The sequence below is a fragment of the Conservatibacter flavescens genome, assembly GCF_002795425.1.
GTDB classification, from domain to species: Bacteria; Pseudomonadota; Gammaproteobacteria; order Enterobacterales; family Pasteurellaceae; genus Conservatibacter; species Conservatibacter flavescens.
In genome coordinates, this window is record NZ_PHHA01000002.1 from 375,269 (window position 1) to 392,055 (window position 16,787).

The 16,787-nt window shown below is 39.2% G+C and carries 15 protein-coding genes and 2 pseudogenes; 7 read left to right on the forward strand and 10 right to left on the reverse strand.

Features of this window, described 5'->3' with window-relative positions; translation table 11 throughout:
• Positions 1–136: 136 nt before the first annotated feature.
• The 4 genes from melA to CVP05_RS01780 all read left to right on the forward strand — a co-directional run bounded on the left by melA (position 137) and on the right by CVP05_RS01780 (position 6,042).
• Entirely contained in the window at positions 137–1,489 is a 1,353-nt protein-coding gene (melA, locus tag CVP05_RS01765; RefSeq protein ID WP_279324771.1) for an alpha-glucosidase/alpha-galactosidase, read from the forward strand.
• A 14-nt stretch (positions 1,490–1,503) separates the two neighbouring features.
• The gene (gene melB / locus CVP05_RS01770) at positions 1,504–2,883 is read left to right on the forward strand and encodes a melibiose:sodium transporter MelB (protein ID WP_100287835.1); all 1,380 of its coding nucleotides are present in this window, start codon (positions 1,504–1,506) and stop codon (positions 2,881–2,883) included.
• Positions 2,884–2,897: 14 nt separating this feature from the next.
• Positions 2,898–5,030, forward strand: a complete 2,133-nt coding sequence (locus tag CVP05_RS01775) for an alpha-galactosidase (RefSeq protein WP_100287836.1) — start codon at positions 2,898–2,900, stop codon at positions 5,028–5,030.
• A gap of 133 nt (positions 5,031–5,163) precedes the next feature.
• Positions 5,164–6,042 (forward strand): D-alanyl-D-alanine carboxypeptidase family protein, encoded by an 879-nt coding sequence (locus CVP05_RS01780; RefSeq protein WP_100287837.1) that lies wholly within the window; start codon positions 5,164–5,166, stop codon positions 6,040–6,042.
• Here the strand turns inward: CVP05_RS01780 and CVP05_RS01785 are convergent.
• Positions 6,039–6,737 carry an LrgB family protein gene (locus tag CVP05_RS01785; RefSeq protein ID WP_100287838.1) on the reverse strand — a complete coding sequence of 233 codons (699 nt, stop codon included), beginning with the start codon at positions 6,735–6,737 and terminating at the stop codon, positions 6,039–6,041. The two genes, CVP05_RS01780 and CVP05_RS01785, sit on opposite strands and share 4 nt — an antisense overlap.
• Positions 6,738–6,744: 7 nt before the next feature.
• Positions 6,745–7,149: a CidA/LrgA family protein gene (locus CVP05_RS01790; protein ID WP_100287839.1), complete on the reverse strand. Its 405-nt coding sequence runs from the start codon at positions 7,147–7,149 to the stop codon at positions 6,745–6,747.
• A gap of 99 nt (positions 7,150–7,248) precedes the next feature.
• On the opposite strand from CVP05_RS01790, the gene CVP05_RS01795 reads away from it, so the two are divergent.
• The 3 genes from CVP05_RS01795 to CVP05_RS01805 are packed head-to-tail and all read left to right on the forward strand — an operon-like array spanning position 7,249 to position 9,325.
• A complete protein-coding gene (locus tag CVP05_RS01795; RefSeq protein ID WP_100287840.1) occupies positions 7,249–7,734 on the forward strand; it encodes a thermonuclease family protein in 486 nt (161 codons plus the stop codon).
• 9 nt (positions 7,735–7,743) lie between these two features.
• Entirely contained in the window at positions 7,744–8,949 is a 1,206-nt protein-coding gene (locus tag CVP05_RS01800) for a cysteine desulfurase (RefSeq protein WP_100287841.1), read from the forward strand.
• A complete protein-coding gene (locus CVP05_RS01805) occupies positions 8,939–9,325 on the forward strand; it encodes a SufE family protein (protein WP_100287842.1) in 387 nt (128 codons plus the stop codon). Before CVP05_RS01800 ends, CVP05_RS01805 begins: the two co-directional genes overlap by 11 nt.
• Here CVP05_RS01805 and CVP05_RS01810 read toward each other — a convergent pair.
• From CVP05_RS01810 to prc, 8 genes and pseudogenes are all read right to left on the reverse strand, one after another.
• Positions 9,320–9,652 (reverse strand): branched-chain amino acid transporter permease, encoded by a 333-nt coding sequence (locus CVP05_RS01810; RefSeq protein ID WP_100287843.1) that lies wholly within the window; start codon positions 9,650–9,652, stop codon positions 9,320–9,322. The genes CVP05_RS01805 and CVP05_RS01810 overlap by 6 nt on opposite strands.
• An 11-nt stretch (positions 9,653–9,663) precedes the next feature.
• On the reverse strand, positions 9,664–10,368 hold the full coding sequence (locus tag CVP05_RS01815; RefSeq protein WP_100287844.1) for an AzlC family ABC transporter permease: 705 nt from the start codon (positions 10,366–10,368) through the stop codon (positions 9,664–9,666).
• A 54-nt stretch (positions 10,369–10,422) separates the two neighbouring features.
• Positions 10,423–11,349 (reverse strand): LysR family transcriptional regulator, encoded by a 927-nt coding sequence (locus tag CVP05_RS01820; protein WP_100287845.1) that lies wholly within the window; start codon positions 11,347–11,349, stop codon positions 10,423–10,425.
• A 15-nt stretch (positions 11,350–11,364) separates the two neighbouring features.
• A complete protein-coding gene (locus CVP05_RS01825) occupies positions 11,365–11,997 on the reverse strand; it encodes an MBL fold metallo-hydrolase (RefSeq protein WP_100287846.1) in 633 nt (210 codons plus the stop codon).
• Positions 11,998–12,071: 74 nt separating this feature from the next.
• Positions 12,072–12,632, reverse strand: coding sequence for a peptidoglycan L,D-endopeptidase MepK (gene mepK / locus CVP05_RS01830; RefSeq protein ID WP_100287847.1), 561 nt, complete (start codon positions 12,630–12,632; stop codon positions 12,072–12,074).
• A gap of 145 nt (positions 12,633–12,777) precedes the next feature.
• Positions 12,778–13,539: pseudogene (locus CVP05_RS12910) on the reverse strand (L,D-transpeptidase family protein); the annotation flags it as partial.
• A 105-nt stretch (positions 13,540–13,644) separates the two neighbouring features.
• Positions 13,645–14,634, reverse strand: a pseudogene (locus CVP05_RS12915) (peptidoglycan-binding protein); the annotation flags it as partial.
• 91 nt (positions 14,635–14,725) lie between these two features.
• Positions 14,726–16,744, reverse strand: a complete 2,019-nt coding sequence (gene prc / locus CVP05_RS01840; protein ID WP_100287848.1) for a carboxy terminal-processing peptidase — start codon at positions 16,742–16,744, stop codon at positions 14,726–14,728.
• Positions 16,745–16,787: the final 43 nt, after the last annotated feature.

Consider the following 16,787-nt stretch of genomic DNA (forward strand, 5'->3'; position numbering starts at 1 on the left):
TCATTTTATATCATCATAATCACCAAAACTGAGCTTTCAGGAATTATCCCTAAAAGTTCGGGATAGAAAAACCATTAAGCCTGTGACATGATTAAATTGTTTCTAGAAAATAAGTTCACTTCAGGAGGAATAGATTATGTCATATCCTAAAATTACGTTTATTGGCGCCGGTTCAACGGTGTTTGTAAAAAATATTTTAAACGATGTATTTCACAAACCCGCCCTACGCCATGCCAATATCGCGTTGATGGACATCGATCCTGTACGCTTGGAAGAATCTCATGTTGTCATACAAAAACTCATGCGCTCTGCCGGTTCACAAGGCCATATCCAATGTTTTACCGATCAAAAAGCGGCACTAGATGGCGCGGATTTTGTCGTCGTTGCTTTTCAAATCGGCGGTTATGAACCTTGTACTGTGACGGATTTTGAAATTTGCAAGAAATATGGATTGGAACAAACCATTGCAGATACATTAGGAGTAGGCGGTATTATGAGGGCATTACGTACTATTCCACACCTCTGGAAAATTTGTGAAGATATGACGGACGTTTGTCCACAAGCCACCATGCTCAATTATGTCAATCCAATGGCCATGAATACATGGGCAATGTTTGAAAAATTCCCTCATATAAAACAAGTAGGTTTGTGCCATTCTGTACAAGGAACCGCTGAAGAATTAGCCCATGACTTAGACATTGATCATCGTGATTTACGCTATCGCTGCGCAGGGATCAACCATATGGCATTTTATTTAGAAATTGAGAAAAAAATCGCCGATGGTCAGTATGAAAGTATCTATCCAGCCCTTCTTAATGCCTATGAAAACGGATCTGCTCCCAAACCGAATCCGCACAATCCTCGTTGCCAAAATATTGTCCGTTATGAAATGTTTAAGAAATTAGGGTATTTTGTGACAGAATCTTCTGAGCATTTTGCAGAATATACTCCTTATTTCATCAAACCCAATCGTCCAGATTTAATTGAACGTTACCAAGTTCCACTGGATGAATATCCTAAACGTTGTGTTGAACAAATTGCCCAATGGAAAGCCGATTTTGAAACCTATCAACAAGCCGAAAGTATTTCATTACCGGCTTCTAGAGAATATGCAAGCACTATTATCAATGCTATTTGGACTAACGAACCAAGCGTTATTTATGGCAATGTCGAAAATAAAAATTTAATTGATAATTTGCCACAGGGATGCTGTGTTGAAGTCCCTTGCTTAGTTGATGCTAATGGTATTCAACCGACCAAAATTGGGGCTATTCCAAACCATTTAGCCGCCCTTATGCAAACGAACATCAATGTACAACGTTTAACAACTGAAGCAATTCTGACGGAAAATCGAGAGCGAATTTATCATGCCGCAATGTTAGATCCTCATACTGCCGCAGTATTAAGTCTTGATGAAATCTATGCATTAGTAGATGAATTACTACTTGCGCATAAAGATTGGCTACCTGCGTGGATAAATCAAAAATAAATAAGGAGTTCAATATGGCACTATCAATGAAAACCAAAATAAGTTTTGGACTAGGCGCATATGGTAAAGATTTTGCAATCGGTATTGTTTATATGTACTTAATGTACTACTACACCGATGTATTAGGCGTTAGCGCAGCCATTGTCGGAACCATTTTTATGGTTGCGCGAGTATGGGACGCGCTAAATGATCCGATTATGGGGTGGATAGTCAACAATACACGCACCCGTTGGGGAAAATTTAAGCCTTGGATTTTAATCGGGACGATTGTGAACTCTATCGCGCTGTTTTCTCTATTTTGTGCCGATTACTTTAGCGGTACGGAACAAATCATTTATATTGCTGTTACCTACATTCTTTGGGGCATGACTTATACATTAATGGATATCCCATTTTGGTCTCTTACTCCCACTTTAACCCTCGATCAAAGAGAACGTGAAGAACTCGTCCCATACCCACGATTTTTTGCCAGCTTAGCCGGGTTTGTTACCGCTGGGATTTGTATGCCATTTGTTGATTATGTAGGCGGGGAAGACAAAGGTTATGGTTTCCGTATGTTTACCTTAGTCATTATCGCTTTTTTTGTTATCTCCACGATTATTACCTTAGTCAATGTAAAGGAAAAATACTCTTCTGATAACTTAGAAAAAGATAGCCATATCCCTAAACGCAAGATTCCACTTAAAACGTTAGTATCACTCATTCCACGCAATGATCAACTATCCAGTTTATTAGTCATGGCGTTATGCTATAACATTGCTGGCAACATTATTTCAGGTTTTGCGATTTATTATTTCACCTATGTAGTAGGTGACAAAGATATGTTCCGTTATTTTATGTCCTATGCAGGGATCGCAAATCTGGCCATCATTATTCTTTTTGCCCGTTTAGCAAAATTCTTCTCACGTAAAACCTTATGGACCAGTATCTCTATTTTCTCCATTTTAAGCTGTGCGCTACTCGCTTATACCGGTATCATTGATCGTGGTAATGTTTTCTTAATCATCACCGCAGGCATTTTCATGCAAATCGGCAGCGCACTATTTTGGACATTACAAGTCATTATGGTTGCAGATACAGTGGATTATGGCGAATACAAACTAGGCATTCGCTCTGAAAGTATTGCTTATGCTGTACAAACTATGGTGGTAAAAGCAGGTTCTGCCGTTTCCGCTTTCCTTATTGGGGTCTTACTCACCGCGATCAACTACGTACCTAATGTCCCACAAAGTGAAAATACAATTTTCTGGATGGAAATGATCATGATTGCCCTCCCGATATTCTTCTATGTAATCAAGCTGCTTGTGTATTTTCGTTTCTACAAACTTCATGGTGATTTATTGGCTAAAGTCAATATTCGCTTGCTTGATAAATACCGTAAAATCGATGCTTAATGGAGGATTTGATAATGCAAGAATATATCCGTTTAACTAGCCCAGTAAATGATCTTATCTTACGCACAGCGCCTTATCCTGAAATTCTCTATTTTGGTGAACATTTAGAACAGTTTGATGAAGCTGATATTCTTAGTCTTGGACGTGCCATACCCAATGGGGGACTAGATGTTGATGTACCATTAACCCTTGCCGCAGAGCATGGGCGCGGCAACTTCTATAGCCCAACATTGGAAGGACACCGTAATGGCATGGATTGGTCTCCCGTCTTTCAGACAAGTGCGGTTGAATTTGAAAAAAATTTTGTCAAACTGACCGCACTTGATCCTATCGCGGGCTTAGCCTTTGCCACCGAATTTACCCTTGATCACAATGGCGTGTTAAAAATGCGTAATACCATCACCAACCAAAAAGGAGGTGATTACACCCTAGATCGACTTGGGATCACCTTTCCCCTTCCCGATCATGCTGAAGAAGTCATGAGTTTCTATGGCCGTTGGCTACGTGAATTTCAACCTAATCGCACCTTATTAAAACATGGTGCGGTCATACAGGAAAACCGAATGGGGCGAAGCTCTCATGAATATCCCCCAATACTCATTGTGGGTGAACCACATTTTAGTGAGCAGCAGGGTAATCTATGGGGATTCCACTTTGCTTGGAGTGGAAATACTCGCCTACGCGCTGATGTACGCATTGATGGTCGACGTTTTGTGCAATTTGAGTCGCTGTTGTTTGCGGGTGAAATCGTGCTTGCCGAAGGGGAAAGCTATACGACACCTTGGTTATACACCACCTATTCATCACGCGGTCTGAATGGCATGAGTCAACAATTTCATCGCCACGTCCGAGAGCATATTGTTAAATATCCACGTCCATGCCCTCGCCCTGTACACTTAAATATTTGGGAAGGTGTTTTCTTCGATCATCAAGTTGAACATATTATCGCGATGGCTGAAAAAGCGGCTGAAATGGGTGTAGAGCGCTTTATTATTGACGACGGGTGGTTTATCGGGCGTAATGACGATTTCGGTGGATTGGGTGATTGGTATTTAGATGAAAATAAATATCCGCAAGGCCTTAATCCCGTGATTAATCGTGTACATGAATTAGGTATGGAATTTGGGATTTGGGTTGAATTAGAAATGATCAATAAACCCACCAAGCTTTATCAGGCCCATCCAGACTGGCTATTGGAAATAAAAGGATACGATCAACCGGAAGAACGCCACCAATACACCCTTGATCTGCAAAATCCACAAGTATTTGATTATTTACTTGAGCGTATGAATTGGCTGCTGGGTGAACACAAAATTGACTATATCAAATGGGATATGAACCGCCGTATCGTGCAACCCGGACACAACGGACGTAGTTCCCTTGATGGACAAACCAGAGCAATGTACCGCTTACACGATGAAATCCGCAAACGTCACCCACATGTAGAAATTGAAGCTTGTGCCTCAGGAGGAGGACGTATTGATTATGAAATCCTCAAACGTACACAACGTTTTTGGACATCAGATAATACCGAAGCCTTAGAGAGACAAAAAATTCAACGTGGCATGAGCTATTTCTTTCCACCGGAAACTATGGGTGCACATATCTCTAGCCCCCAAAACTGCTCTACAGGGCGCACACTCGATCTACAATTTCGCGGCCTAACCGCCCTCTTTGGGCATATGGGGGTTGAACTGGATCCCGTAAAAGAAGCGGCAGAAAAAGCAGGATTTGCCAAATACATTGCCTTACACAAATCCCTGCGCACATTGTTACACAGTGGGAATGTCGTACGTGTCGATACACGGGATGAAACCCAGTTAATTCATGGTGTTGTCGCTCAAGACCAATCTGAGGCTATTTTCTGTTTTGTACAACTTGCTATGCCTGAATATTTACTTCCAGGTATATTCAAGGTCCCAGAATTACAGCCTAATGCGACATATCGCGTTCACGTGCTGGATTTGCCAACAGGATTGCGTAATGGCACATCAGGCCATTTAATGAAAAAATATCCGCAATGGTTGCAAAAAGCTTTACAAGGAGAAAGTCTTGAATTCACAGGTGAGTGGCTCACTAAAGTAGGGTTAACCTTGATTCATCTTGATCCTGCCACTGCGATCTTGTTTAAATTTGAACGTGTTTAAGTAGAATTTCCTCAAAGTGCGGTAAGTTTTAAAAATTTTTAAAATTGTATCGCACTTTTCAAAAATCGAAGTGATCTACCCTCAAAAAACCGCTATAATGCCCCGCATTCGTTAAGTTTAGGTCCTTTCAAAGATGTTGAAAAAATCACTGTTTTGCTCATTACTGCTGATGAGTTCTCCCCTTGTTCTTGCGCAATCATATGTCGTATATGATTTTACGCATAATCGCGTTTTAGAAAGTCGCGCTTCAAATAATGTACGCCCTATTGCTTCAGTAACGAAACTCATGACGGCTATCATTTTTCTTGAAAATAATGCTAAAAGACATTGCAGCACGGCGTTAACTGATGACGATGCAGACTACATCAAAGGAACGAGAACAAAACTGCCTAAACATACTCCTATTGCGTGCTCTGAGCTTTTAAAAGCGATGTTTATACATTCGGATAACTATGCCGCACACGCGCTAGCACGTTCAGCCGGCATGAGTCGCACAGAGTTTATTTATAAAATGAACCAAAAAGCCAAACAATTGGGCATGCACTCAACCCGTTTTATTGATAGCTCGGGTTTATCCAGCCAAAATGTCTCTAGCGCTATGGATCTCGTTAAACTCGCTAAGTATGCCATGCAAAAACCGGAAATTAGCGAACTTTCTAATACAAAATCGACTTATATAAAAACCAATCGTAAAAATGTGTTTATGCCGAATACGAATAAATTAGTGCGTGAAGATATGTTTGCTGCCGCCATTAGCAAAACCGGCTATATCCGCGAATCTGGCTATAACTTAGTATTCATCAATAAACATCGTTGTAATAACGCAATTATTGGGGTGATTAGTCTAAATAACGCAAGCTCCGCTGCTCGCTCTAATTTTACTAAACATAAATTAGAATCTTATGGCTGCTTGGCTGCCAATAATGTTGTGATTACTGAAGACAACGATCAAGATTTTGAAGGCTACGATCAACAAGGCATGGATCAACTTATCCGACGCCTAACAAATTAAAACAAGAAGTACACCAGTTTAAACACCATCGGGGCAAATAATGAGCTAACTATGCCACATAGTACCAAAGCTAAGGAACTATATGTCCCTATTTTCGTATCTTGTTGCATCATGGCTGCGGTACCTAACACATGGGAAACGGCGCCAATAGACAATCCTATAGATTCTCGATAACGAATATGGCATTTTTTCAAAATCACATATCCAAAAATAGAGCCTTGCAACCCAGCTAACATGACACCAATTGCTGCAATGGCTGGCACTCCGCCCATATTTTCTGTCATCGCCATTGCTATTGGCATAGTGACTGACTTGGACAATAATGTCGCAGCGATATCAGGTGTTGCGCCTAAAATAACTGCCAGTATTCCCCCTGTCAGCATGGAAAACAACGAAGCTGTGGTCGTAATAAATAGAATCTCTCGCCACTGCTTGCGAATTTGTGCAAGTTGTTCATACAAGGGTAATGCTAACGCAACAATGCCTAGAGGTAATAAGTGATTTAATGGCGCATTTCCACGTATATACTGTTCATAGGGTAAATCTGCACACAGCAAAATAACAACCAGTGCAATAACACTTAGCACAAACGCATTAAACACCAATGACCGCCAATACTTCCCTATTTGAAGCGCGAATACAAATACACCAATTGTCAATAAACTATAACCATAAATCCAAATTTCTGATGTCATATTTCACTTAGCCATTTTTCTTAAGGTTTGTTCTTTTTTTAACCCGTTGATAACCCCGACGAGAAAAAACATAGTCGGATAATAACGCAAATAATATCAATGTCGTTAATGTACTGACGATATTCGGAATAAGTAATGATTTTCCTTGCTCGACTAACAAATCTGTATATTGGATAATACCGACACAAATTGGAATAAATAACAGAGCCATATAACGAATAAACAAATTTGCGCCGACTTGGATCCAGCGGACCTTAATTAATTGTAAAACAAGTCCTAAAAAAAGGAATAATAATCCCCAAATACTCGCCGGTACACCAATAGGCAACCAAGTTTCTACTCTTTCGCCAAGCCATAACATGACATATAAAATCACTATAGAACGACAAAGATTAAACACATACTTTATCATGACATCACTCTCAAGCTTTTGATCAAAACAAAATAATTTTACGCTTATTTTATAACTTATGTTATCTTTTTAGGGAAAATTTCTTTATCCTTAATAATTATGCGATTGATTTTATTTTTGATATGTCTTTGTTTTAGCCTCACCTCTTTCAGTAATCGTACGTTACATTGTCGGGTTATCTCTATTTCTGATGGCGATACTTTTACCTGTTTATTAAATAATAAAAAAACCATTAAAGTGCGTTTAAATGAAATTGATGCGCCAGAAAGCGCCCAACCTTTTGGTCATCGTGCAAGACAAACACTTGCTCAATTAATTCACAAACAACCTGTGCGCCTACACATTTCAGGCTATGATCGTTATCAACGAACCCTCGCAACAGTGTATAATCAGCATGGACAAAATATCAATTTAATTATGGTACAATCGGGTATGGCTTGGGCATATCATCAATACGTAAAATCACCCATTTATTTTCAAGCTCAAGCAAAAGCCGAACGCCAGCGTATCGGTTTATGGCGAGATCCCGCACCTATCCCGCCAAGCCTATGGCGCAAACAAAAATCAACATATTCTAAACATTAGGAATTTTTTATGTCTTTTGATGTGCAACAATTTCGTCAATATTTCCCTTATTTGCAATCTGCAGATGCCGCCATTTACTTGGATTCAGCAGCAACCGCACTCAAACCACAAATATTAATTGAGGCAACGGTACAATTTTATCAATCTGCCGGATCAGTACATCGCAGCCAATATGAAGAAAAACAAACCGCACTTTATGAACAAGCTCGGCAACATTGTGCAGAACTTATCAATGCAGAATCTTCACAACACATTATTTGGACATCAGGAACAACCCATGCCATTAATCTAGTTGCTTATGGCTTATTATCTGAACTCAAGGAAAATGATGAAATTCTCATTTCTGAAGCGGATCATCATGCGAATTTCGTTACGTGGCACGAAATTGCTAAAAAGTGCGGTGCGAAAATCAAAATTTTACCTATTTTAGATAATTGGCTCATTGATGAAAATGCCTTGATTCAAGCATTAAATACACAAACTAAAATTGTGGCGTTAAACTTTATCTCAAATGTGACAGGCACAGAACAACCTCTTAAACGGCTGATTGAACTGGTCCGCCAATATTCTAACGCGTTAGTATTGGTTGATGCCGCTCAAGCCATTAGCCATGTTCCCATTGATCTTCAAGATCTTGATGCTGATTACATCGCCTTTTCTGCTCATAAACTCTATGGCCCTAACGGTCTCGGCGTTTTAAGCGGAAAACTCAACGCCTTAACACGTCTACAGCCATTACTTTATGGCGGAAAAATGATAGAACAGGTTTCCCATGAAAATATTGTCTTTGCTCCGCTTCCCTATCGTTTAGAGGCCGGTACGCCCAATATTGCTAGTGTAATTGGGTTTAATGCGACACTAACGTGGTTAAAAAACATTCCATTTCAAGCCGCTGAAAACCATGCTATACAGTTAGCCGAAACCGTCAAAGCACGCTTAGCCCATTATGCCCATTGCCGATTATTTAATTCTCCTCAACCGAGTACTATAGTCTGTTTTGTGTTTAACAATATAGCAAGTGCTGATTTAGCCACCCTGCTTGCTGAACAACGAATTGCCCTACGTACAGGAGAACATTGCGCACAACCTTATATCGCTCGTTTAGGGCAATCTTCCACTTTACGTTTGTCCTTTGCGCCTTATAATACTGAACAAGATGTGAATGCCTTTTTTACGGCTTTAGATAAAAGTTTGAGTTTATTAAATGAAGAATGAATTACAACAAAAATTATTCAATGCAAAAGATTGGGAAGAACGCTACCGTTGCATTATTCAAGCAGCTAAAAATCTTCCCCGACCAGATGAAGAATCTCTTTCCCAAATGCAACTTATTCCGGGCTGTGAAGTAAAAGTATGGTTTAAATATTTAGAAAAAAATAACCGCACTTTTCAATTTTATGCATATAGCGAATCTCGCATTATAAATGGATTATTGTGGATTATTTTACTCGAAATTCAAGACAAAAGTGCAACACAATTGCGAGAGTTTTCTATCAAAAATTATCTTTCTCAACTGGGTATTGCCCAGCGATTAAGTGCAAGTCGATTAAATGGATTTGCACATATTGAAAAAATACTTCAACAGTTATAATACAAATACTCCCTGAACCAAATACATATAAAACCCTGTCCCTGCCGCAATAGAAAGAAACATGTTCTTTTTCCAAAAATGCAAGGCTAGGGTTAACGCACCGGCAAGAAAATTTGGCACGCCATGATTCCCAGTCCATAAATCAATATCTTTATAGCAATAGACGACTAGCATACCAAACATCGCAGCAGGCAAGACCTTACCGAGATAACGAATATAATCTGGGATAGGGCGATTGGCTGGAAAAGCGATAAAAGGTAGCCAGCGGAAAAGTTGTACCGCTAATACCGATACACCAATAGTAATAATTTGTTCACTTAAGGTCATCATGCTTTCCCTTATATAGATTCAATTTTACTTTTTAACTGCCCACGTCGCAGAGTTAAAACCACCCAAATACCTATTAATGTCGGCACTAAAAAATGCGCTTTACCAAAAATTAACAAAGCGGTGAACGTAATGCCCAAACCCAAAATGGAGCTTTCGTGGGAAGATTCCTTTGACCAATTTTCAGCAAAAATCACCAAAAATAACGCTGTCATTGCAAACTCAATTCCAGTCAAATCAAAAGGCAAGATTGCTCCAAACAATGCCCCCATACTCGCCCCAAAAATCCAATACAAATATAGATAAAGGCTAACAAAAACCATGTGCCACCCTTTATCAATATTCGGTGGGATATTCGCCATGTAGTTCAGTGAAAAACTTTCATCTACGACTGTGGGAATTAAAAACCATTTTTTCTTTCCCACATCTCGAAATTTTTCTAAGAGAGAAATACCATAAAAAATTTGTCTACCACTCACCATTAACGCAATCAAAAAAGCATTAAATGGTGAAAAAGGCATAACCAATAAACTCGCGGTAATAAACTCTACTGATCCCGCATAAATACTGGCAGCCATCAAGATGGGATAAATCGCCTCAAAACCCAATGATTTCATATAAATCCCATAGGCGACACCTAAAAAACCAAAGCCGGCAAACATCGGTAAGGTATAAGGGAAAGCAGCTTTTGCTGCTTGAATGACTACACTAGACATAATAAAAAATTCCGAAAAAAGACCGCACTTTGGGTTTTATCCACCCGCATTTCACTATTCAAGCAGGGATAAGCCCGGTAGTGTCGAAAAACTTTGTGCTTTTACAGTCTCATAAAAATCGTCAACAAACGCTACCGTCCCATCACTTTCTCGGTAAGCTGCATATAAATTACTATAAAGACCATCAGAAGTAATTTTACGCGCCACCACATAACCGCGATCTAAATAAGGTTTAACGGCCCAATAAGGTAAGGCGGCAATCCCTCTTTTACTGGCTACGAGTTGAATAATCGCAATCGTGAGTTCACTTGTTCTACGAGTAGGATTAATCCCCTTTGGATGTAAGACTTTGCGCAACAAATCCAACATATCATCTGGAACAGGATAAGTGATTAATGTTTCGTTGATAAAATCTTCTGCTTGCCAAACTTCTTTATTTGCCAAGCGGTGATCTTTGGAACACAATCCAACCATTTCATAAGCAAATAACGGTTTATGTATTATGCCTGCCGTTTCTTCAATTTCAGCAACAACCGCCCAATCTGCACGGTGTGTCAACAATAACCCAACGGTATCCGTGTGAAATCCCGAAACAATATCTAATTCCACCAATGGCCAATTTTGACGAAAAGAATCCATTGCAGGCATGAGCCAATCAAAACAAGTATGACATTCAACGGCAATCCGCAATTCACCGACTTCTCCCTGTTTCACACGGGATAAATCGCGTTCAGCTTCAATCACTTTCGGCAAAATTTCATAAGCTAACTGAATCAAGCGCTCTCCTGCTGCGGTAAAACGCAAAGGCTGGGTTTTACGCTCAAATAACGTTAAACCATACTGATCTTCCAATAGTTTAATTTGATGTGATAATGCAGACTGAGTTAAATACACATGTTTTGCTGCAAGTGACACACTGCCCGTCTCTTTAAGAGCCACCAGGGTTTTCAAATGTCGAAGTTCAAGAAAAATGGGCTTCATGCATTTACCTATAATTTAGCCTTTAACAAAAGGATTATGCTGCTTTTCTGCCCCAATCGTTGTATAAGGCCCATGTCCTGCAATAATCACCATGTCATCATTAAGTGGATAAAGCTTTTCTCGAATTGTGGTTAATAGATCCTGATGATTGCTTCTTGGAAAATCGGTCCGCCCAACCCCACCATGAAATAAAACATCTCCCGTAAAGGCTATATTATGTTGATGCTCAATAAAACCAATATGACCAGGTGTATGACCGGGAAGATGTAGAACTTCAAAATTAAATGAGGCAATATTTAATGTTTCCCCCTGTGCTGGCAACCAGCGATCTGGCTCAAATGCCTCAATTTCAAATAAGCCAAATTTCCGTGCTTGTAGGGGTAAACCTTCAAACCAAAAATCATCTGCAATATGAGGCCCTATGATCTCTACCCCAAAATGCGCCTTTAACTTTGGTGCAGCGCCTACATGATCTAAATGCCCATGGGTCAATAAAATTGCGGTTAAATTTAGTTCTAACTCTTCAATACGACGAATTAACTTTTCGCTTTCGCCACCAGGATCAATAATAGCCGCATTCTTTTGTTCGTCCCAAATCAATGAACAATTTTGCTGAAATGCGGTGACTGGAATAATTTCTAAATGCATAATGAGTCTCAATTTCTATTCGTCTAAAAAAGATAAACCGCAAAAGTGCGGTCTATTTTTCATTATTTTTTTAATTATGAACCGCGCCAAGTGCGGACTGGCCCCGTATCAATATGGACAAAATTACTGCGAGGATAATAGCCTACACCACCATTTTTAAGGCGTTCCGCAACTTGTTTTATCTTAGCAAGTGAGGCTCCCTCAATACGGAAATCAATAGCCTGCCCACGAGTATGATAACTATTACTCGCCACTCCACGACTGCGACGGCGCATTGCTGCATTTGTTGCTGGCGCTCGATAACCACTAATAATTAAAATCTCAGCCTGACGTAAACCCAGTTGAGATTGAATGCGGTAAAGCTTCGAAAATAAATTAGGATCCATTTTATGAATTTGATTGGAACGTCTATCACGTAATAAATGATCTAATTTTTTTAAAGTTGCTGCTGAAAAGCCCTTACCATCTACAAAAGTCGAACTCAATTTTTCACCAGTATTAATATTTCTAAAATTTAATAAGCGAGGTTTAGGTGTTGAAATAGAAGCCAATACAGTATTTGGCAATAACGAGGCACCTAAAATGATGCCTCCCAAAGACAACCATTTACGGCGGGTTCGGTTTATTTCATTCATTGTACATAATTCCTATTTTTAACCCTAAAAAATGACAAAATTTCGACCGCACTTTTCATCAAAAGTTCGTAATTTTAAAAGCTAATAAAAAAATATGAAAAGGTCAGAAAACGACCTTTCCATTCTACTAAAATTTTGCTGAAAATTACAACAGATATTTATTCACTGTCTGCCAATTAATGTGCGATAAATTTGGCGTAACATCATATTTATAAATATCCGGCAAAGTATGTAACGTCCCGTTATCTACCCACGCCGTCACATAGTACAGATAAACTGGATTATGAGATTTCACTGGGGCGGAAGTCGTTTTTTTACTCGCCAATACATTCTTTTTACGAGAATCACTCCAACCCGCTTCTTTTAATAAAATCGTCGCAAGCTCATCTGATTTTTCTACACGTACACACCCTGAACTTAATGCACGATTTTTTTGATTAAATAAGCCTCGCGATGGCGTATCATGTAAAAAAATGGCATCAGAGCTTGGCATATTAAATTTGTAATTCCCTAATGCACTATCGCCTGGACGCTGGCGTAAACGATATGGGAATTTTTTCGGATCAATTTTACTCCAATCTAAACTATTCGGGTTAATCGCTCGTCCTTGTTTATCTAAGATAGTATAGCCTCGACGCTCAAGATAACTAGGATCTTTACGCGCTCGCGGGATAATATCTTCGTTAACTAAACGTGCTGGCGTATTCCAAGGTGGATTCACAACGACATTACTTAATTCGCTATACATTACAGGTGTACGACGTGCATCTTTACCCACAATCACGCGGGATTGTAAAACAAGATTACCATCACGATAATACTGTAATTGATAGCTTGGAATATTGACAAAAATTCCATCATTAAAATCAGGAATCACGCGCAAACGTTGAGCATTTATAGCTAACTTATACAATTGCGCGGTGGACACTTTGTCCCCTTGTGGCGTTTTTACGACTTTCTTGACTTTAGTCACTTTCTGTTGTGGTCTACTTTCACCGTTTAACAAGGCACGTGTATTTGCCCCAACCACACCATCAGCTGCCAAACCATTTTTCGTTTGGAAATCCTTTACAGCTGCTAATACACCTTCGGAATAATATTGACCATCAATATGATTTTTTAAATAACCGCGCTGTTTTAACGCTCGAATCAATAAAATCACTTCTTGAGAAACATCGCCAGGATACAAGGTTGTCGTTAGCCCAGCGGAAGGTCCTTTAGAAACAGGCTGAGATTTTGCTGGTACGGTTTCAACCACTTCAACTTCTTCATATTGAACTGGCTGAACTTTGCCATCTTTAGGTAGCATTTGTGCTAAACGCTCCAACGTTTGCAAATATAATGGGTTATTCGAAGACAAGTTCTTAACAAATTGAAAAGCCTCTCCCGATTTAAATGCCGCTAACCATTCTGCGATCTGCACTTCACTTGGTAACTTTGCTCGATAAGCATTAGCTGTATAAAGCCACTGCTGCGCGGATTTTAAAATATTATGGGAATAATACATATAATCTAGAAATGCATCAGTTAATAACACATCATAAGCTAAACTGTTTGGATCTGTTCGGCTAATTTCTTCTAGAATTTTAGGTGCTTTCCGGGAAATCCCACTCACCACAATTGCGGCATACTCGCGTAAAAATTGTTTTTCAGCCGAAGCATCTGTCCATAATTTTTGATAATCATTATCGAGATAAATCTTGGCAACAGCCGGTTTAAACTGTAATTCATTTTGCCCAACAATTTCTTGAATTTTTAACACTGCCGCTTCAAGGCGTGCTAATTCTGCTTTACGTTCCTCTTCTGCGCGATATTCCGCTTCTAATTGCGCAATATTCTCACCCACTTCTTCCGTTAATGACTGAGCCACCTCCACTTTTTCGCTCATTACCTCAAAAGGCGCGTTAGCATTAGGCTCATTTGCCCATATATTTGATATATAAAGAGCAGAGCTTAATACGGCAAGCTGTGCCAACTTAAAAGAGGGTGTTTTCTTCAACATAAAAGTTCCTTTAAAAATCAACAAAGAGCAATACGCTCTAAACTCAAATTTGGGGGCAAGGCCCCCATTTCTGTCTCTAAAAATAAATAGTTTAATTCCACAATTTAGCTAAATCCGCCGCCATTTTTTCAGCTTCTTTTAAGAAAAAGTCTGGCGCTTCATAGTCTTTTGGCAAATCATCAATATCTTTAATCTTCTTCTTGCCTTCACGAGTAAAACGCGCATTCAAATCTTTCAAACGTTTAGCATCGTCTTTATCATTTTCCGCTTTGCGTTCCGCAAAGTTTAAGGAAATAAATTTGCGATCTCGACGTTCATTTCGAATGGCTAAATCTTCCGCTAATGTAATAAACTCAGGATCTTTAGCGATACGCTCTTCGTGTTTTTTGGTTAACTCACCAATAAACGCTTTAGCGTTCCCCACTTGCGCATAAGGCGCTGGAGGTAATTTATCCCAAGGTAGTGCATTATCTTCTTTGTCTTCACCATATTCTTTTGTATCAATAATTTCAGGAAAACGAACATCCGGCGCAACCCCTTTCAATTGAGTACTTCCACCATCAATACGATAGAATTTCTGAATAGTATATTGTAAAAAGCCTAATGGTGTTTGATTCAAGTCATAAACAAAATTCAGCGGGCGACTTTGTTGTACCGTCCCCTTACCAAATGTATTTTGTCCAATGACAATTCCGCGATTATAATCCTGCATTGCCGCTGCAAAAATTTCCGAAGCTGAAGCACTAAAACGATTGATCATCACGATAAGTGGGCCATTATATACTTGTGCTGCATCCGGATCTTCATGTACTCGAATACGGCCAAAAGCATCACGTACTTGTACCACCGGTCCATCACTGATAAATAAACCGCTCAACTCAACAGCTTCCGTTAATGCGCCACCACCATTATCACGCAAATCAATAATTAATGAAGTTGCTTTTTTCTCCTTCATTTCTTCCAGTAATTTTCGAACATCCTTAGTCAAACCAATGTAAAAACCTGGAATTTTAATTACTGCGACATTTTCCCCATCAACTTTTTCAACCGTTAATTTGGCTGCACGATCTTCAATGCGCACTGTATCTCGAACTAAAGTCACAATACGCGGTTTTCCTCCTTTAGCAGGTTCTATTTCTAACCGCACTTTTGTTCCTTTCTTTCCCTTTATTTTGTCAACGACATCATCTAAACGCCAACCAACAACATCTTCAATTTCACCTTTTTCTTGGCCTACACCAATAATTTTATCACCCGCACTTAATTTTTTACTTTTATCTGCAGGTGCGCCAGGCACTAAAGACTTAATAATGGTTTCGTCATCTTCGGATTGTAAAGTTGCCCCAATCCCTTCTAGGGATAAATTCATATCCTCATTAAAACTTTTCGCTGTTCTTGGTGCTAAATAGCTAGTATGAGGATCAATTTCTCGTGCAAACCCATTTAAATAGAGCTGCGTGATATCATCAGCTTTTGTCTGTGTCAAACGACGAATGGCCAAGTTATAACGCTTAGTCAATGTCTTTTTCACTTCAGGCCATTTCTTATCTTTGAGTAATAAGTTAATGACATCATTTTTCACGCGCTGTTCCCATAATTTGTTGGCTTCATCTTCTGTTTTCGGCCATGGCGCATTTTCACGATTAATTTCTAGTTGATCATGCCCTTTTAAATCAGGCTCTTTATCTAATAACGATAACGCATAACGATAACGCTCATAACGACGTTTCATCATGAGATCATACATAGCGAAAGCGATATCTAATTTTCCTTCATTTAATTCATCATCAATTTTATCGGCAAACTTCGCTCGCATTTCATCAATATCTGATTGAATAAAAGTATTATGGTTATAATCTAATGCGTTTAAATAACGATCAAAGATTTTTTGCGAAAAGGCATCATCAAGGGTAAATTTACGATAATGCGATTGAGTTAATCTTGCCGTTGCACGCTTAGTCGCTAAACTGTTTTCTTCTGTTGGCACAGGCAATACAATCTCATTCAATTTAATTTTAGGCTCAACCGCGTATGCTGGGTGAGTCGATAATAAACAAATTGAACTCAATAACATTGTCGCTAAATAATGTTTTGACTGAGTAAATTTCATTCTAATAGAATCCTTTAATTTTCAATCAGATAAAGATAAAAAA